This window comes from Streptomyces sp. NPDC002490 (assembly GCF_040296045.1).
Classification (GTDB): domain Bacteria; phylum Actinomycetota; class Actinomycetes; order Streptomycetales; family Streptomycetaceae; genus Streptomyces.
The window spans coordinates 176711-195217 of sequence record NZ_JBEOWM010000005.1 but is presented as its reverse complement, the minus strand read 5'-3'; the positions used below and the strand labels follow the sequence as shown (position 1 = coordinate 195217).

General features: G+C 73.1%; 14 protein-coding genes. 9 read left to right on the top strand and 5 right to left on the bottom strand.

Annotated features, from left to right (window positions below; all coding sequences use genetic code 11):
- A partial coding sequence (locus ABT092_RS05330; RefSeq protein ID WP_502968393.1) for an adenine nucleotide alpha hydrolase family protein occupies positions 1-326 on the bottom strand: 326 nt, incomplete at its 3' end.
- 158 nt (positions 327-484) lie between these two features.
- Here ABT092_RS05330 and ABT092_RS05325 point away from each other — a divergent pair.
- The 3 genes from ABT092_RS05325 to glgP all read left to right on the top strand — a co-directional run bounded on the left by ABT092_RS05325 (position 485) and on the right by glgP (position 4612).
- Positions 485-1210, top strand: a complete 726-nt coding sequence (locus tag ABT092_RS05325) for a TetR family transcriptional regulator (protein WP_351240003.1) — start codon at positions 485-487, stop codon at positions 1208-1210.
- A 194-nt stretch (positions 1211-1404) separates the two neighbouring features.
- Complete coding sequence (locus ABT092_RS05320) at positions 1405-1794, top strand: Zn-ribbon domain-containing OB-fold protein (RefSeq protein ID WP_351239973.1); 390 nt, start codon at positions 1405-1407, stop codon at positions 1792-1794.
- 196 nt (positions 1795-1990) lie between these two features.
- Positions 1991-4612 carry an alpha-glucan family phosphorylase gene (glgP, locus tag ABT092_RS05315; protein WP_351239971.1) on the top strand — a complete coding sequence of 874 codons (2622 nt, stop codon included), beginning with the start codon at positions 1991-1993 and terminating at the stop codon, positions 4610-4612.
- A 125-nt stretch (positions 4613-4737) separates the two neighbouring features.
- Here the strand turns inward: glgP and ABT092_RS05310 are convergent, their stop codons facing one another.
- From ABT092_RS05310 to ABT092_RS05300, 3 genes are all read right to left on the bottom strand, one after another.
- On the bottom strand, positions 4738-6801 hold the full coding sequence (locus tag ABT092_RS05310; RefSeq protein WP_502968392.1) for a M4 family metallopeptidase: 2064 nt from the start codon (positions 6799-6801) through the stop codon (positions 4738-4740).
- A 492-nt stretch (positions 6802-7293) separates the two neighbouring features.
- Complete coding sequence (locus ABT092_RS05305; RefSeq protein ID WP_351239967.1) at positions 7294-9165, bottom strand: ABC transporter ATP-binding protein; 1872 nt, start codon at positions 9163-9165, stop codon at positions 7294-7296.
- Positions 9162-11021, bottom strand: a complete 1860-nt coding sequence (locus tag ABT092_RS05300; protein ID WP_502968391.1) for an ABC transporter ATP-binding protein — start codon at positions 11019-11021, stop codon at positions 9162-9164. Before ABT092_RS05300 ends, ABT092_RS05305 begins: the two co-directional genes overlap by 4 nt.
- Positions 11022-11854: 833 nt before the next feature.
- On the opposite strand from ABT092_RS05300, the gene ABT092_RS05295 reads away from it, so the two are divergent.
- From ABT092_RS05295 to ABT092_RS05270, 6 genes are all read left to right on the top strand, one after another.
- Positions 11855-13081 carry a L,D-transpeptidase gene (locus tag ABT092_RS05295; protein ID WP_502968390.1) on the top strand — a complete coding sequence of 409 codons (1227 nt, stop codon included), beginning with the start codon at positions 11855-11857 and terminating at the stop codon, positions 13079-13081.
- Between the two features lie 192 nt (positions 13082-13273).
- A complete protein-coding gene (locus tag ABT092_RS05290) occupies positions 13274-14506 on the top strand; it encodes a L,D-transpeptidase (RefSeq protein ID WP_502968389.1) in 1233 nt (410 codons plus the stop codon).
- 71 nt (positions 14507-14577) lie between these two features.
- Positions 14578-15348: an enoyl-CoA hydratase/isomerase family protein gene (locus ABT092_RS05285; RefSeq protein ID WP_351239965.1), complete on the top strand. Its 771-nt coding sequence runs from the start codon at positions 14578-14580 to the stop codon at positions 15346-15348.
- A gap of 330 nt (positions 15349-15678) precedes the next feature.
- The gene (locus tag ABT092_RS05280) at positions 15679-16182 is read left to right on the top strand and encodes an ATP-binding protein (RefSeq protein ID WP_351239963.1); all 504 of its coding nucleotides are present in this window, start codon (positions 15679-15681) and stop codon (positions 16180-16182) included.
- A gap of 469 nt (positions 16183-16651) precedes the next feature.
- The gene (locus tag ABT092_RS05275) at positions 16652-16864 is read left to right on the top strand and encodes an EF-hand domain-containing protein (protein ID WP_351239961.1); all 213 of its coding nucleotides are present in this window, start codon (positions 16652-16654) and stop codon (positions 16862-16864) included.
- Between the two features lie 114 nt (positions 16865-16978).
- On the top strand, positions 16979-17716 hold the full coding sequence (locus tag ABT092_RS05270) for an NADPH-dependent F420 reductase (protein ID WP_351239959.1): 738 nt from the start codon (positions 16979-16981) through the stop codon (positions 17714-17716).
- 67 nt (positions 17717-17783) lie between these two features.
- Here ABT092_RS05270 and ABT092_RS05265 read toward each other — a convergent pair whose 3' ends face one another.
- Entirely contained in the window at positions 17784-18338 is a 555-nt protein-coding gene (locus ABT092_RS05265) for a GH25 family lysozyme (protein WP_351239957.1), read from the bottom strand.
- Between the last annotated feature and the right edge of the window lie 169 nt (positions 18339-18507).

Sequence of the window (18507 nt, the reverse complement as noted above, 5' to 3'; positions counted from 1 at the left end):
ACCAACGACGTCCCCATCACATCCGACCCCACCACCCCCTCATCCACCACATGCACCCCACGATCCACCCCCATCGACAACGCCTTCCGCACCGCATCCCGCGCACCCTCAGGACCCACCGACACCACCACCACCTCACCCCCACCCTCAAACCCCTCCACCAACCGCAACCCCTGCTCCACCGCATACTCATCCAACTCCGACAACACCCCATCCACCCCCTCACGATCCACCCGACCATCCCCCAAAAACCCCCGCTCACCCGCAACATCCGGCACCCACTTCACACACACCACAACCCTCAAACCCATGACAACTCTCCTCACTCTGTGATGATCCGTATCCTCGACACTATGACACTGGGTACCCTCTGTAAAGGTACCCAGTGCCAAACGAGGGTCCTCGGTGTTACGTTCCCGGTATGACCGCAGTGAGAGACACCGCCGTGGAGACGTCCGGCGCCGGGCGCGAGGGAAAGATCCCGATGCGCGAGGCGCTCGCCGAGGCGGCTTTCCAACTCTTCCTGGAGCGGGGCTTCGAACAGACCACGGTGGACGACATCGTGGCCCGCGCCGGGGTGGGGCGCCGATCGTTCTTCCGCTACTTCCCCTCCAAGGAGGACGCGGTCTTCCCCGACCACGAGCGGTGCCTGGCGGACATGCGGGCCTTCCTGGCCTCCCACCCCGACGGGGACCCGGTGGGCAGGGTCTGCGACGCGGCGCGCCTGGTGCTGGGCCTGTACGCGGCCAATCCCGAGTTCTCCGTGCAGCGCTACCGCCTCACCCGTGAGGTGCCCGGGCTGCGGACGTACGAACTGTCCGTCGTCCGCCGCTACGAGGCGATGCTCGCCGAGTACCTGCGGGGGCGCTTCGGGGCCTCCCGGGACGGGGCGCTGCGGGCGGAGATGATCGCGGCGGCGGTGGTCGCCGCGCACAACAACGGCCTGCGGACCTGGCTGCGCGCCGGTGGCACCGGCGACCCGAACGTCGAGGTCGACCACGCCCTGGAGCTGGTGCTGCGGGTGTGGCACGGCTCGGGCGAACTGGCGGGATACGCCGCGCCCGCCCCGGCGGCCCCGGCCGACGCCACCGCTCCGCCCGCCCGGCCCGAGGCCGCCGAGGGCGAGGACGTGGTGGTGGTCATCGCCAAGCGCGGCGCTCCCCTGTGGCGGGTGGTGCAGCAGGTGGAGACGGCCCTCGACGAGGACTGAGACGGCGGAAGGGGCTGCGGGAGGGGTCGGGAGGGCCGGCCGGGCGAGACGGTGGCCGGACGCCCGGGGGTGATGTGTCGGTAAATGCCGACACTCAGTGCCTAGCCGATTCGGCACTCAGTGTCATATGGTCCGATTCATCACCGTGAGTCGATGCGTCCTCGCGAGTCGAGCGCAAGGGGGAGCGATCCACCATGTCCCGATCCGGAACCGAGACCACCTCCGTCACCACCGAGGAGACCCGCCTCGTCTACCAGCGCTGCCGCTGGTGCGGCACCCCGTCCTTCCGGCGGTTGCTCTGCCCGATCTGCTCCTCCAGCGACCTGAGACCCGAGCACAGCACCGGCGAAGGCGTGGTGGTCCGCTCCGCCGTCGTCCACCGGTACACCCGGCTGGCCCGCAACGAGTCGCTGGTCCGCTTCCCCGAGGGGTTCATGTTCCGCTGCCGGGTCGTCGGGGTGGAGCCGCACCTGGTGTGGGTGGGCGCACGGGTCAGGTACGCGGCCGACGCGGGCGTCGACCAGACCTCGGGCGAGGTCGTCGTCGAACTGTGCGACCCGGCGCTCCGCCTCGACCGGCACTGACGCCTCCCGGAGACCGGACGGGGCCGGACGTGTGACCTCCGGACGGGGCCCTGTGCGCCGTGGCCGGTGCGGCGCGTGCGTCGATACGGTCGAAGCCGTCGATACCCGACGTACGACGACGTACCGCAGACGTACGACGAGCCGGCGGCAGGCAGCGCGGCGGCTCCCCTCCCGCGCCCCCTGCGAAGGTGGAAACGTGAAGGCCATCCGTCGCCTCACCGTCCGACCCGTGCTCCCCGGCCCGCTGGCACCGCTCAACGACCTGGCCCGCAACCTGCGGTGGTCCTGGCACGAGGACACCCGCGAGCTGTTCCGCGCCCTGGACCCCGACCGCTGGGAGGAGGTCGGCGGCGATCCGGTGCGGCTGCTCGGCACCGTCACCGCGGAACGGCTCACCGCCCTCGCCGCCGACCCCGCGTTCCTGGACCGACTGGCCGCCTGCGCCGCCGACCTGCGCGAGTACACCGAAGGGGACCGCTGGTACCAGCACCGGCGCGGGGGGCCGCGGCCCGCGGCCGTCGCGTACTTCTCGCCCGAGTTCGGCATCACCGCCGCCCTGCCCCAGTACTCCGGCGGCCTCGGCATCCTCGCCGGCGACCACCTGAAGGCAGCCAGCGACCTCGGGGTACCCCTCGTCGGCGTGGGCCTGCTCTACCGGCACGGCTACTTCCGGCAGAGCCTCTCCGCCGAGGGCTGGCAGCAGGAGCACTACCCGGTGCTCGACCCCGACGAACTGCCCCTGGCGCCGCTCGCCGAGCCGGACGGCACCCCCGTCCGCATCGCGCTCGCCCTGCCCGGCGGCGGCACCCTGGCGGCGCGGGTCCGGGTGGCCCGGGTCGGGCGGGTGCCGCTGCTACTGCTCGACTCCGACGTGGAGGAGAACGACGCCGCCGGGCGGGACGTGACCGACCGGCTCTACGGCGGCGGCAGCGAACACCGGCTGCTCCAGGAGATGCTGCTCGGCATCGGCGGGGTCCGTGCGGTGCGCGCGTACTGCCGGCTCACCGGACACCCGGAACCCGAGGTGTTCCACACCAACGAGGGGCACGCGGGCTTCCTCGGTGTGGAGCGCATCCGCGAGCACGTGGCCCGCGGACTCGACTTCGGGGCGGCGGTGGAGGCGGTACGGGCCGGCACCGTCTTCACCACCCACACCCCCGTGCCGGCCGGGATCGACCGCTTCGACCGGGACCTGGTCGCCCGGTACTTCGGGCCCGACGCCGAACTCCCCGGCATCGACGCCGAGGAGGTGCTCCGCCTGGGCCGGGAGCCCGGGGCCGCGGGAGCGCCGGGGGTGTTCAACATGGCCGTCATGGGACTGCGGCTCGCCCAGCGGGCCAACGGCGTCTCGGCGCTGCACGGGCGGGTCAGCCGGGAGATGTTCGCCTCCCTGTGGCCCGGCTTCGACGCCGGGGAAGTGCCCCTGACCTCCGTCACCAACGGGGTGCACGCACCGACCTGGGTGGCGCCGGAGGTGGTGCGGCTGGGCGCCCGGCGGCTCGGTGCGCACCGGGTGGAGGACGCGCTCCCCACCGCGGACGGCACCCGCTGGGACGCCCTCGCCCAGGTCCCCGACCCGGAGCTGTGGCGGCTGCGGCGCACCCTGCGGGAACGGCTCGTGGGCGAGGTGCGGGCCCGGCTGCGCCGCTCGTGGCGGCAGCGCGGGGCGGCCGAGGCCGAACTGGGTTGGATCGACTCCGTGTTCGACCCGGAGGTGCTGACCATCGGCTTCGCCCGGCGGGTGCCCTCGTACAAGCGGCTCACCCTGATGCTGCGCGACCCCGAGCGGCTGACCGCGCTGCTGCTGCACCCGGAGCGGCCCGTGCAACTCGTGGTCGCGGGGAAGGCGCACCCCGCCGACGACGGGGGCAAGCGGCTCGTCCAGGAGCTGGTCCGGTTCACCGACGCGGCCCGGGTCCGGCACCGGATCGTGTTCCTGCCCGACTACGACATGAGCATGGCGCAGCAGCTCTATCCGGGCTGTGACGTGTGGTTGAACAATCCGCTGCGCCCGCTGGAGGCGTGCGGCACCTCGGGGATGAAGGCGGCCCTGAACGGGGGGCTGAACCTGTCGGTGCGCGACGGCTGGTGGGACGAGTGGTACGACCCCGACTTCGGTTGGGCCCTGCCTACCGCGGACGGCGACGCCACCGACCCGGAGCGGCGGGACGACCTGGAGTCGCAGGCCCTGTACGACCTGTTGGAACGGCGGATCACCCGCTGCTTCTACGAGCGGGGCGCCGACGGGCTGCCCGAGCGGTGGATTGCGATGGTCCGACAGACGTTCACCCGACTGGGGCCGAAGGTGCTGGCCGGACGGATGGTCCGCGAGTACGTGGAGCGGCTGTACGGCCCGGCCGCCGCGGCGCACCGGGCGTTGACCGACCCGGCGGCCCGGGAGCTGGCCGGCTGGAAGGCGCGGGTGCGCGAGGGCTGGGAGCGGGTGTCCGTCGACCACGTGGAGGCGGTGGGCCCGGCGGTGGAACCGGAGTTGGGGGCGGTGGTGCCGCTGCGGGTACGGGTCGGGCTCGGCGAGCTGACCCCCGGGGACGTCGAGGTGCAGGCGGTGGCCGGGCGGGTGGATCCGCAGGACCGGATCGAGGGCGGGGAACGGGTCGTGCTGAAGCCGGTGGGCGGCGCGGACCTGGACGGTTGCTGGGCGTACGAGGGGCACCTGGTCCTCGACCGCACGGGCCCCTTCGGCTACACCGTGCGGGTCCTGCCGGCGCATCCGCTGCTGGGCACGGCGGCGGAGCTGGGACTGGTCGCGGTGCCGACGGGGTCCACCGGTCCGGAGGCGGGCGTCGTGCTGCGTTGAGCGCACGAAGCGGCTCCCCCGCCCCGGTACGGGCGGGGGAGCCGTGGGGCCGTCGCGGTCCGGTCGCGACGGCCGGGGCCGTACGGTCCCGATTGGGCGCGGCGGCCGGATCGGGACCGAGGACCCTAGGGGAAGGTCAGTTTCCAGCTGTTGATGTAGCCGGTGTCCTGGGCGGCGACGTCCTGGACCCGCAGCTTCCAGACGCCGTTGGCCACCTCCGAGGAGGCGTCGACGGTGTACGTGGTGTTCACGTTGTCCGCCGAGTCGCCGCTGCTGGAGTTCTTCAGCCGGTAGGCCGTGCCGTCCGGGGCCAGCAGGTCGACCACCAGGTCACCGCGCCAGGTGTGCACGATGTCCACGCCCACGGCCAGGTTGTTCGGGGCGTTGCCGGTGCGGCCGGTGACGGTGACCGAGGAGGTCACGGCCGCGCCGCGGTCCGGGACGGGCACGTCGGCGGTGTTCTCGAAGACCGTGCCCGTCGGGGGCTCCCCGCCCGGGCGGCTGCCGACCGCGACGCCGGCCCAGGCGTCCTGGACGGCCTTGTACTCCGGGCTGGTGGTGCCGTACAGCTCGCCGGCCACGGCGAGGGTCCCGGTGCGGGCGCCCGCGTAGTTGGTGGAGGAGGTGAACTTGGTGGTCAGCGCGCGGAACCAGATCAGCGCGGCCTTCTCCCGGCCGATCCCGGTCACCGGCAGTCCGTCCGCGGTCGGGGAGTCGTAGGAGACCCCGTTCACGGTCTTGGCGCCGCTGCCCTCGGAGAGCAGGTAAAACCAGTGGTTCGCGGGGCCGGAGGAGTAGTGCACGTCGACCGAGCCGATGCCCGCGTACCAGGAGTCCTTGGAGGAGCCGTCGCGGCTCGGGCGGTCCATGTACCGCAGCGGGGCGCCGGTGCCCCGGATGTCGATCTTCTCGCCGATCAGGTAGTCGCCCGGGTCGGCGGCGTTGTTGGCGTAGAACTCGACGGCCGCCGCCAGGATGTCGGAGGTGGCCTCGTTGAGCCCGCCGGACTCGCCGCTGTAGACCAGGCCGGCCGTGTTCGAGGTGAGGCCGTGGGTCATCTCGTGCGCGGCCACGTCGAGCGAGGTCAGCGGCTTCTGGTTGTTGGCCCCGTCGCCGTAGGTCATGCAGAAGCAGGAGTCCGACCAGAAGGCGTTGACGTAGTTGTTGCCGTAGTGGACGCGCGAGTAGGCGCCGACCCCGTCGCCGCGGATGCCGTTGCGCCCGTAGACCTCCTTGAAGTAGTCCCAGGTCTCGGCGGCGCCGTAGGCGGCGTCGGCGCCCGCGGTCCCCTGGTTGGCGGGCGTGCCGTCGCCCCAGACGTCGGTGGTCTGGGAGAACAGGGTGCCGGTGCCGGTGGTGCCCCGGTTGAGGTTGTACGTGCGGTGGTTGCCGCGGGTCGCGTCGGTCAGCGTGTAGTTCCCGCCTGACTGGGTGCTGCCGAGGGCGACCTGACCGCTGTACTGGGTGTGGCCGGTGCCGTTCTGGACGGCCTGCCACTCGTACAGCTTCTCGCCGGTGGTGGCGTCGGTGACGACGTGCAGTTCGTTGGGGGTGCCGTCGTGCTGGAAGCCGCCGACCACGGTCTCGAAGGCGAGGACCGGGGTGCCGGACCCCATCCACACCACCGTGCGGGGGGCCCGCTCGGGCGCGGTCTTCTTCGAGCCCTCGGCCGCCGCCTCCCGCAGCGCCTGCCGCTCCGCGACGGCGGGTTTCACCCGGGGGGCGGTGGAGACGTCCTTCAGTTCGGCGCGCGACGCCCTGGAGACGCCCTGGGTGGCGCCGGAGGCGGCACTGTCCACGACCAGGTCGCCGCCGAGCACGGGCAGCCCGTCGTAGGTGCGTTCGTAGCGGGTGTGCGTGGAGCCGTCGCGGTCCTTGAGCACATCGCGGACGACGAGCTTCTCCTTGGCGCCGAGGCCCAGGTCCCGCGCGGTGTCGGCCGCTCCCGCCTGGGCCGCGCGGATCAGCGCGGCCCGCGCGGCGGGGGAGAGGTCGGCCGGCAGGGAACCGGGGTCCGCCTTGGTCGGGGCGGCGGGTGCGCGCCCTTCGGGGGCGGCGGTGGCGGCGCCCGGTTGGACGGCGACGGCCAGCAGCGCGGCGACGGCGGCGAGGGCCCCGCCGGCGGTGGCTCGGCGGCGGCGCGTGGGGGGTGTGACGGAGGAGCGTCTCAACACGGACTCCTTCTGCATGGCCGCCGGGGTGCGCGGCCGCGGAACCGGACGGCGGACGACCGTCCGGGCAGGTCGGGGCGGAACCAGGTGCGGTCCCCGGACGGGGACGGGGGTGCGCGTGCGGCGGGTGGGGGGACACGAGCGGTGGCGCGGGGTGCGGTCGGGTCGTCGGGGCGGGGAGGTCCGCGGGCGGCTGCCCGGACCGTGTGGCCCGTCGGGGTGGGAACCGAGGGAAGACTGGCACTCCGGCGGTCCACTTGTCAGGAGCGCGTCATAACCTTGGCGGGAAACGTTCCGTTGCGCGGAGCGGTGCGTCCGGTGAGCGGAGAGGGGGGCGATCGTTCCCGGTAACGGCCGTGCCGGGTGGGGGCCCCGGGGCGCCGGTCGGGTGGTGGTGGACCCCGCTCCCACGGCGGGGGCGGCCCGCCGGGCCTGGCCGAAACCGATGGCCGGCGGGCATGGGAAAGGGGCGGACCCCGGTGGTCCGCCCCTCCCGTGCAGTGCGCCGGATCAGCCCACCAGACTCTCCCGCCAGGCCCGGTGCAGCCCCGCGAACGAGCCGCTGCCGCCGATCAGCTCGGCGGGCGAACCGTCCTCGATCACCGTGCCCCGTTCCATCACCAGGACCCGGTCGGCCACCTCCACCGTCGACAGCCGGTGGGCGATCACCACGGCCGTGCGGCCGCGCAGCACGGTGTCCATCGCCCGCTGCACCGCCCGCTCGCCGGGGACGTCCAGGGAACTCGTGGCCTCGTCCAGGATCAGCACCCCGGGGTCGGCGAGCAGGGCCCGGGCGAAGGCCACCAACTGGCGCTGGCCCGCGGAGATCCGGCTGCCGCGCTTGCGCACGTCCGTGTCGTAGCCGTCCGGCAGTGCGGTGATGAAGTCGTGCGCGCCGATCTCCTTCGCGGCCCGCTCGATCTCCTCCCGGGTGGCGTCGGGACGCCCGATCGCGATGTTCTCGGCCACCGTCCCGGAGAACAGGAACGCCTCCTGGGTGACCATCACCACTGCCCGCCGCAGCTCCGGGAAGGAGAGGTGCCGCAGGTCCACGCCGTCCAGCAGGACCCGGCCCTCGGTCGGGTCGTAGAACCGGGCCAACAGCTTGGCCAGGGTGGACTTGCCGGCACCGGTCGTGCCGACCACGGCCACCGTCTGACCCGCCGGCACGCGCAGGTCGAAGCGGGGCAGCACCTCCCCGCCGGTGCGGTACGCGAAGCGCACCCCCTCGAAGACGACCTCGCGGCCGGGCAGGTCGCTCCCGCGGGCGGGCAGCTCGCGGGGCTCGGTCGGCTCCGGCACCGTGGGCCGCTGGTGGAGCAGCCCCGCGATCTTCCGCAGCGAGGCGGCGGCCGACTCGTAGGAGTTGAGGAACATCCCCAGCCGGTCGATCGGGTCGTACAGCCGCCGGATGTAGAGCACCGCGGCGGCCAGGACGCCCAGTTCCAGGGTGTCGCCGGCGACCCGGTAGGCACCCCACAGCACCATGCCCGCCACCGCGGTGTTCGCGATCAGCCGGGAGGCCACCACGTACCGGGCCATCTCCAGCAACGAGTCGCCGTTGGCCCGCTCGTGACGTCCGTTGAGCTCCGCGAACCGCTCGTCGTTGGCCTTCTCGCGCCGGAAGGCCCGCACCGGGCGGATGCCGTTGAGCGTCTCGCCGAACTTCACGATCACCCCGGCGATCGCCGTGGACCGCTCGTCGAACACCAGGGCCGCCCGCCGCCGGTACACCCGCACCGCGAGGTACAGCGGCAGGAAGGACAGCACGGCCACCGAACCCATCGCCAGGTCCAGCCAGAGCAGCATCACCGTGATGTAGGTCGAGGCGACCACCACCCCGACGAGCTCCATCAACCCCTCTTCCAGGAGCTCCCGCAGGGACTCCACGTCCGAGGTCGACCGGGAGATCAGCCGGCCCGAGGTGTAGCGGTCGTGGAAGTCGACGCTCAGCTCCTGGCCCTGGCGGAAGATCCGGCCGCGCAGGTCCACCAGCACGGCCTGGTTGACCTTGGCGGAGAACCGGATGAACCCGTACTCCATGACCGCGCCGAGCGCCGCCGCCAACAGGTAGGCGACCGCGACGGCGAGCAGCGGCCCGTGGTCGCTGTCCCGGAAGGCGGGCACCGCACGGTCGATCGCGTACGCCACCAGCAGCGGTCCGGCCTGCACCGCCGCCTGTTGGAGCAGCAGGCACAGCAGCGCCAGGGCCGCGGGGCGGCCGTGCGGGGAGAGCAGGGAGCGCAGCAGGGACCCGGTGGCGCCCCGGGGGGCCGGCAGGTCGTCCCGGTCGAACGGGTCGCCCGGGGCGTTTGGCCCGCCGGGGAGGTCCTCGGCCCGCGCACCGTCCGCGGGCCGGAGCTGTTCGCTGGTCGTGGTCATCGGGTGGCGTCTCCCTCGGGCCCCTGCGGGCGGTCGTCGCCGGACATCAGATGGCGGTACTCGGCGCTCTCGCGCAACAGTTCGTGGTGGGTGCCCACGGCGGCGATGCGTCCCCCGGACAGCAGCGCCACCCGGTCCGCGAGCAGCACGGTGGACGGGCGGTGGGCGACGACCAGGGCCGTGGTCTGGGCGAGGACCTCGCGCAGCGCCGCTTCCACGGCGGCCTCGGTGTGCACGTCCAGGGCGGACAGCGGGTCGTCGAGCACCAGGAACCGGGGGTCGCCGACCACCGCGCGGGCCAGGGCCAGCCGCTGGCGCTGACCGCCGGAGAGGCTGAGCCCCTGCTCGCCGACCTCGGTGTCCGCACCGTCGGGCAGGTGGTGCACGAAGCCGGCCTGGGCGATGCCGAGGGCGCGATCCAGGGCCGGATCGGGGCGGTCCGCCCCGCCGGCCGCCCCGCCCGCGCCCATACGGACGTTCTCCGCGACGGAGGTGGAGAACAGCGTCGGCTCCTCGAAGGCCACCGACACCAGGCCGCGCAGTTCCGAGCGGTCCATGGCGGTGACGTCCCGGCCGTCCAGGGTGATCCGCCCGCCGCTGACCTCGTGGAGCCGCGGCACCAGCGCGGTCAGTGCGGTCTTGCCGCTGCCGGTGGCGCCGACCAGGGCCATCGTCTCGCCGCGGCGGACGTGCAGGTCCACCCCGTCCAGGACGGGACGGGAACCGGGGGCCGCGTCGGGGAAGCGGAAGGTGACGTCCTCGAACCGCAGCCCGTCCTCGCCGTCCGCGGGCCGTGCGGCCTCGGCCGTGTCGGTGGCGCCGGGCTCCTCCTCGGGGGCGTCCATCGCCTCGAAGAACCGCCGGGTGGCCGAGGCGGCCTCCTGGCTCATGGCGATCAGGTAGCCCAGGGACTCCACGGGCCAGCGCAGCGCGAGCGCCGTCGACAGGAAGGCGACCAGGGTGCCCGCGGACAGCGCCCCGTCCGCGACCTGGACGGTGCCGATCACCAGGGCCGAACCCAGCGCCAGTTCGGGGAAGAAGGTCAGGGCGGTCAGCAGGGTGGCCAGCAGCCGGGCCTTCAGCAGCTCCGTGCCGCGCAGCTTCTCGCTCAGTTCGCGGAAGATCCGCGCCTGGCTCCGGTGCCGGCCGAAGCCCTTGATGACCCGGATGCCGAGGACGCTCTCCTCGACCACCGTCGCCAGGTCCCCCACCTGGTCCTGGGCGCGTCGGGTCGCCGCCGAGTACCGGCCCTCGAAGCGGTAGCAGATGTAGATCATGGGGAGGACGGGCAGCAGCAGCACCAGGCCGAGGGTCCACTCCTGGGCGAGCAGCACCGCGAAGCCGGCGACGATGGTGACGCCGTTGACCACCAGGAACGTCAGCGGGAAGGCGAGGAACATCCGGACGACGGCCAGGTCGGTGGTGCCCCGGGAGAGCAGCTGACCGGTGGCCCAGTGGTCGTGGAAGGCCACCGGCACCCGCTGGAGGTGGCGGTACAGGTCGGCCCGCATCGCGGCCTCGACCCGGGCCAGCGGCCGGGCCACCAGCCAGCGGCGGAAGCCGAAGAGCACCGCCTCCACCACGCCGAGGGCCAGCAGGAGGGCGGCGCCGATCCAGACGCCGCGCTGGTCCCGCTCCGTGATGGGCCCGTCCACCAGCCACTTGAGGACGAAGGGGAAGACCAGGGACAGACAGGACGCGACGATCGCCACGACCGCGGCGGAGAACCAGCGTCCGCGCACCGGGCGGACGTAGGGCCACAGCCGCATGAGGGTGGGTACGGCACGGGGGGCGCCGACCGGTGTCGGCGCAGGCGTTTCCACCGGCAGCGAGGCCGGTGCTTCTATGGTGGGCATCGAAACCGACCCTACGTGTCGGATTCCTCCCGGCCCAGTGAGTTGTGGCTCACCCCGCCTCCCCGCCGGACCCCGGTCCGCCCCGGACGTTTCCGCGCCGTGACGCGCCCGGGGCCGTCGAGTACGGGTCCCCTCGCGGTGGTACGACCCGGTTCGAACGCCCGCCCGGGGCGGTGGCCCGGGCGTCCGCTTCTCCGGGAGGGGAGGACGGGAAACCGGCGGCGAGCGCTGTTTCGGGGGTTCCGGCGGCCCCGGGCGCGGCTTCCGGATGACCGGTTCCGCGGGGGCCGGTCAGCCGGCTCCGCACCGGCTTCCGGGGGTGCCGGGCGTCCGATCCGATGGGCCGGGGGTGATCCGTCGAACGGCCCGGTCCGTTCCCGACCGTCACCGCATGGCGAGGGGCCGTTCGACGGCGTCGGGATGCCGGGGGATTCCGTCAGTTGCAGTAGGGCGGAGTACTGCCCGGGCATCAGCCGGACATGCGCATGCGTCCGGCGTTCCTGGAGAGCCGTGACCAGCTCCGGCGCTCCGGTTCGGGAGGAACCCCGCTCCGGCCTGCGGAAGTGTCCGTCAGATCCGCCTCATCACCGCCGCCGAGCCTCTGCTGGGCCCCTGGTTCATGCCCCGGTAGTACGACGTTCACACTTTCCGGGGATTCGCTGTCGCCCGTGACCGCAGGGCGTCCAGAGCCCGTGGAGCCCGTGCGCAGGGCCCGGTGGACGTGTCCGGACGGGGTGCCGGGCCGGGGCCCGGACCGTCCGGGTGCCGCCGTCCGGCCCACCGCGCGGTTCGTACGCACGTTTCCCCCGGCCGGCCCGGTCGTTGGGCGGGACGTGATCCGACGACACGCCCTCCCCGGCCGGCGACGCGGCTCAACCCCCCGCGCACGGACGACGCTCGCCGTCTCCGCCGCCCTCTCCCTGCTCACCGGCGCGGTCGCCTGCGGGCCCGAAGGGCTCGCCGGCAGGCCCCGCGCGCCCCGGGACGCGGTCCGGGTGGAGCCCGCCGACGCCCGCCGGGAGGTGGCGGTCGACGCCCCGCTGTCGGTGCGGGTGCCCGGCGGCCGGCTGGAGTCGGTGCGGGTGGTCAGGACCCGGGGCGCCGCCGAGGCGCCGGTGGCGGGACGGATCTCCGCGGACGGAATGAGCTGGCGCCCCGTCGAACGCGGCCTCGCCCCGGCCGCGGAGTACCGGGTCGACGCGGTCGCCCTCGACGGCCACGGGCGCCGGATCGCCCGCCGCACCACCTTCCGCACCCGGGTGCCCGACGAACGGTTCCTCGCCTACTCCGCCCCCGAGCACCGGGCCACCGTGGGCACCGGGATGATCGTCTCCCTGGAGTTCAACCGGGAGGTCACCGACCGGGCGGCGGTGGAACGCGCGGTCGAGGTCACCACCGCCCCCCGGGTGGAGGTGGTCGGCCACTGGTTCGGCGGCGAGCGGCTGGACCTGCGGCCCGAGCGGTACTGGAAGCCCGGCACCGAGGTCACCGTGCGACTGCGGCTGCGGGACGTCCGGGCCGCGCCCGGGGTGCACGGACTCCAGGACCGCACGTTCGCCTTCACCGTGGGCAGGGAGCAGACCAGCGTCGTCGACGCCGTCGCCCACACCATGGAGGTCCGGCGCGACGGGGAGCGGCTCGCCACCCTCCCGATCACCGCGGGCACCGACGAGTCCCCCACCTACAACGGGAAGATGGTGGTCACCGAGATGTTCGAGACGACCCGGATGGACGGCCGCTCGGTCGGCTTCGACGGCGAGTACGACATCCCGGACGTGCCGCACGCCATCCGGTTGACCTCCTCCGGCACCTTCCTGCACGGCAACTACTGGGCGGGCGACGCCTTCGGCGAGCGCAACGTGAGCCACGGGTGCGTGGGCCTGCGGGACGCGAAGGGCGGCAGCTCCCTCGCCCCGGCGGGCTGGTTCTTCGACCGCACCCTCATCGGCGACGTGGTGGAGGTGCGCCGCAGCGACGACCGGACGGTGGCCGCGGACAACGGCCTCGGCGGCTGGAACCTCGACTGGAAGACCTGGCGCGCCGGCTCCGCGCTGGGCTGATTCCACAAGCTGTGCGCCCCCTGTGTGACCTGCGGCGACGGCCTTCCGGCAGCCCGGGCGGCGGGCCCGGAATCCGGGACCGAACGGTGACGTCCGCAGGGACTGCCCGGAGCGCCGTCCGTGGTTAGGGTGCTCCCCACACGCGCGTGGGCGCGGGGGAGCCGGCTGCGGCCGTGCGAGGGGGGAGACACCGTGAGGACCGTCACGAGGGGACCGATATCCGGCGGACGCGGGGTGCGGGGTGCGGCTCGACCGGCCGCCCTCGCCCGGGCCGTCTGCGCCCTGGCCCTGGTGCTGGCCACCGGGTGCGCCGGGGGCGGCGCGGAGCGGGAGGACGACAAGGGGGGCGCCGCGCCCGCCGCCACCGGGCCGTCCAGGGCCGTGGTGCGGATCGCCCCGGCCAACGGCGCGAAGTCCGTCGACACGCAAGGGGAGTTGAAGGTCACCGCGGCCCGCGGCCGGCTCCGCGAGGTCCGGGTCCAGGACGCCGCGGGCCGTGCCGCGCCGGGCCGGATCTCGGCGGACGGCTCCCGCTGGACGCCCGACCGACACCTCGCCACCGACACCGCCTACCGGGTGCACGCCGTCGCGGTGGACGCCGAGGGCCGCACGTCCACCGAGGACTCCACCTTCACCACCCTGGACCCCGAGAGCACCTTCCTCGGCACCTTCACCCCCGAGGACGGCTCCACGGTCGGCGTCGGGATGCCGTTCTCGCTCCGCTTCGACCGGGGCATCACCCGTCCCGACGCGGTGGAGCGCGCCGTCAGGATCACCACCGAGCCCGCGGTGCCGGTCCGCGGCCACTGGTTCGGCAACGACCGGCTCGACTTCCGCCCCGAGGAGTACTGGCAGCCGGGGACCGTGGTCACCGCGGAACTCGGGCTGGACGGCGTGGAGGGACGCCCCGGGGTCTACGGCGAGCAGACCAGGAAGGTCTCCTTCACCATCGGGCGGTCCCAGGTGTCGACGGTCGACGTGGAGGCCAAGCGGATGACCGTGGTCCGTGACGGAAGGGTCGTCAGGAAGCTGCCCGTCACCGCCGGCGCCCCGGCCACCGCCACCTACAACGGGCAGATGGTGATCAGCGAGAAGCACGAGGTGACCCGGATGAACGGCGCCACCGTCGGCTTCGGCGACGCGTACGACATCCCGGACGTGCCGCACGCCATGCGGCTGTCCACCTCGGGCACCTTCGTCCACGGCAACTACTGGGCGCCAAACGCACCGGGCCGCGCCAACGTCAGCCACGGTTGCCTGGGCCTGCGGGACGTGCGCGGCGGCCACGACGAGAAGACGCCCGCCGCCTGGTTCTTCCACCACTCGCTGGTCGGGGACGTGGTGGTGGTCAAGAACTCCCGGGACGAGCGGATCCGGCCCGACAACGGCCTCAACGGCTGGAACCTGCCCTGCTCCCGGTGGTGAGCCCGGGCCTTCGCGGACGGCGGACGACCGCACCCGGGACCCCGGAGTGAACGGTCGCTAACCTGCTCCCCATGACTACTGTGCATCTCGAAGTCGCCGACGGCGTCGGCACCCTCCGCCTCGACCGGCCCCCGATGAACGCCCTCGACATCGCGACCCAGGACCGGCTCAAGGAGTTGGCCGGGGAGGCCGCCCGCCGGGACGACGTGCGGGCGGTCGTCCTCTACGGCGGCGAGAAGGCGTTCGCCGCCGGCGCCGACATCAAGGAAATGCGGGCCATGGACCACACGGCGATGATCCACCGGTCCGGTGCGCTCCAGGAGTCGTTCACCGCCGTCGCACGGATCCCCAAGCCGGTGGTGGCCGCCGTCACCGGCTACGCCCTCGGCGGCGGGTGCGAACTCGCCCTCTGCGCGGACTTCCGGATCGCGGGGGAGAACGCGAAGCTCGGCCAACCGGAGATCCTGCTCGGACTGATCCCGGGGGCGGGCGGCACCCAGCGGCTCGCCCGGCTGGTGGGTCCGTCGAAGGCGAAGGACCTCATCTTCACCGGTCGACAGGTGCGCGCCGACGAGGCGTTGGCGCTCGGGCTGGTGGACCGGGTGGTGCCCGCGGAGGAGGTGTACGCGCAGGCGCACGCCTGGGCCGCCCGACTGGCCCGCGGCCCGGCGCTCGCGCTGCGCGCGGCCAAGGAGTGCGTGGACACCGGTCTGGAGACGGACCTCACGACCGGACTCGCCCTCGAACGCACCTGGTTCGCCGGGCTGTTCGCCACGGAGGACCGGACGCGGGGCATGGAGAGCTTCGTCGCGGACGGGCCCGGCAAGGCGGTGTTCCGCTGAGCGTTCGGCAACCGTTCCCCTGACCTTCCGGTCGTGTTCCGCTCGCGTTCGCCCGTGCATCCCCTCGTACGGGCGAAAACCGGATACCGGGTGCCGTCGCCGTACTCCGATGGTGCGGTGGGTGATGCGGGGAGGGTGCCCCGGGCGGTCGGTGGTGACCGTCCGGGGCGCACGCCGGGGTGTTCGGGGTCGCCGCAGGTCAGACGATCGGCCGGAACGGGGGACCGGGATTGGCCTATACCAAAGAGTTCTTCCGGAAGCGACGGTTCCGACCGGTCGATTCCCGGGGAACGGCCCCGGACCCGCCGTCGGACGGCCATGATGGGGCACATGGCGGGGCTGGAGGGCATCGAACAGCCGGGACGGCGCGGGGGGGCGACCACGGCACGGTGGTCACCCGCGGTTCCCGACGAAGAGGCTTTGCGCGCATTGGAGTTGTGGGGAAACCCGGCCGAGTGCGAAGTCTGGTTCACCTCCCGCCCGCAGTCCGCCGCGCACGCCCGACGGGTGGCCCAGATGGTGGTGCTCCACCAGTGGGGGCTCTCGGAGAACTTAACCGAGGACACCGTGCTGTTGGTGTCCGAACTGGTCGGCAACGCGGTGCGCCACACGGGTGCCCGGAACTTCGGTCTGCGCATGGCGCGGCGGCGCGGCTGGCTCCGGGTGGAAGTGCGGGACCCCTCGCGGGCGTTGCCCTGTCGGATGCCGGTGGGGGAGTGGGACGTGTCCGGGCGCGGGCTCTTCCTGGTGGACAAGTTGGCCGACCGCTGGGGCGTGGACCTGCTGGCCCGGGGGAAGACGACCTGGTTCGAGATGCGGGTGGCGGATCGCTGACGCCCCGTCCGCCGGGATGCACGAAGGCCCCCGACGTGGCCGTTGTGCGGCGCTGCGGGGGCCGTGCGGTGCGTCGGAGGTCCTGGGGGGTGTGGTCCCCGACGGATGGAGCGACCGCGGCCCGGGTCAAGGGGGGTCGTGGCTCCGACTATGGCAGACCGGATCGAGGAACCCAAAACGGCAATTCATGTCAAGTGTGTGCATTTCATGACAAAACGGATATGAATCATTGGTGAGATGGGCCACGTGCCTGGTAAATGCCGGATTGCCGGGAGTTGAACGGGGTAATCGCGAGGGCTGGCAGCGGATGGCGAATGATCGTCCGTGGCGTCGGGAAGGGGGCGCGGGACGTCGTGGTCGAGGGGTGCGGCCGGTGCGGGTCCGGGGGCGAGGGGCGTGGTGGTCGGGGGATCGGGGCGGGCCGTTAATCTGGCCTGGTCAAGCAGGACGAAACGAATGGGGTGGACCGGTGGCGGACATCGAGGCAGCGCGCAAGGCGTTCGAGCGGTTCGACGCGGACGGCGACGGCTTCATCACGGCGGCCGAGTACAAGACCGCGATGGCCCAGCTGGGCGACTGGAACGTCACGGAGTCCGTGGCCGAGGCGGTCATCGGTGCACGGGACACCAACAGGGACAAGCTGCTCTCCTTCGACGAGTTCTGGGCCCACCTCAGCAAGTAGGCCCCCTCACCGATCCCGGGGTCGCCGCGCGGCGACCCCGGGATCGGTCGTCCTGCGGGGCGTGCGGAGCGGTCCGGTGCGTGACGGGGCGCGGAAGGGTTCCGTCGGACGGGAATGCCGCAGCGGGAAGCGGAGGTTGCCTCCGGTGCACTGCTCATTCCGTACGAGGGGGCTTCCATGAGGATCGGCATCATCGGCACCGGGAACATCGGCGGCCATCTCGCCCGCCGACTGACCGCGGCGGGACACACCGTCAGCATCGCCAACTCCCGCGGCCCGCACACCCTGGAGGAGTTGGCCGAGGAGACCGGGGCGGTGCCGACCACGGTGTCGGAGGCCGCCCGCGGCGCGGAGGTGGTCGTGGTGACCGTCCCGCTGAAGGCCGTACCGGAGCTGCCGGCCGACCTGTTCGCGCAGACGGCCGCGGGCGCGGTCGTCATCGAGACCCACAACTACTACCCGCGCGAACGGGACGGCCTGATCGCCGAGATCGAGGACGGGTTGCCGGAGAGCCGTTGGGTGGAGCGGCACTTGGGCCGTTCCGTCGTCAAGGCGTTCAACGGCACCTACGCCGAGGACATCACCGCCCGCGCGCGGCCCGCGGGGGACCCCGACCGGATGGCGGTCCCGGTGGCCGGTGACGACGAGGCCGCCAAGCGCGTGGTGCGGGACCTGATCGACGAGATCGGCTTCGACACGGTGGACGCCGGCGGGCTGGACGAGTCCTGGCGTCAGCAGCCCGACACCCCGGTCTACGGGCTGCGCGCCGGGGTCGAGGCGGTGACCCGGGCGCTGGCGGAGGCGTCCCCGGAGCGCTCCGAGGCGTTCCGGGCGCCGCGCGGGCAGGAGTAGCCCCGTGGCCCCGCCGGTTCCCCGATGTACGGGGAGCCGGCGGGGCGGTGGTCGTCCGGCGGTGCCCTCAGGCGGTGTTGGCCCAACAGCGCAGTTCGGCTTCGGAGGTGAAGTCCCCGAGGTTCTTGTCCAGGGGATCGTCCGTGTACTGGTGGAACGTCCACTTCGCCTTGATGCGCGGCTTGCCGGCGGTGGTGTAGTCGGCGATCCAGAGCCCGTCCCCGGCGTACGACGTGGTGTCGTAGTTGAGCCAGAAGTCCCGGTTGCAGTAGAGCAGCACCCGGTGGGTGGGCCGCAGCCGCTTGACCTCCTTGATGAAGGCGTCCTTCTCGGCGTTGCTGGCCCGGGTGTTGTCGCTGGTCCACTCCCAGTCGGCGGCCAGCAGGTCCGTCTCCCGGGAGGCGCACTCCTCCACGAAGTACGCGGCCTGCGCCTTGATGTTCCCCGGCCACAGGAAGTGGTAGAAGCCCACCACGCACCCCGCGTCCCTGGCCTGCCTGGCCTGCGCGGCCTGGCGGGGGTTCACGTACGACCGGCCCTCGGTCGCCTTCACGATGACGAAGGACAGTCCGCCGGTGTCGAACGACGACTGATAGGAACTCACATCGATGCCACGGATCATGTTCGTCCTCCCCGGACCGGGGTCGTTCGGACCGGTCCGGTCTTCAGCGTGCCCGCCCCGTGCGCCGGGCGCGGACGGTCCCGTGGCAGGCCACTCGAAACGGTGAATTCGCCCGAACGAGCCACATTTCCCCCGGATGTGGTAACCCACCCCCGGGCCGGGCGGTCGG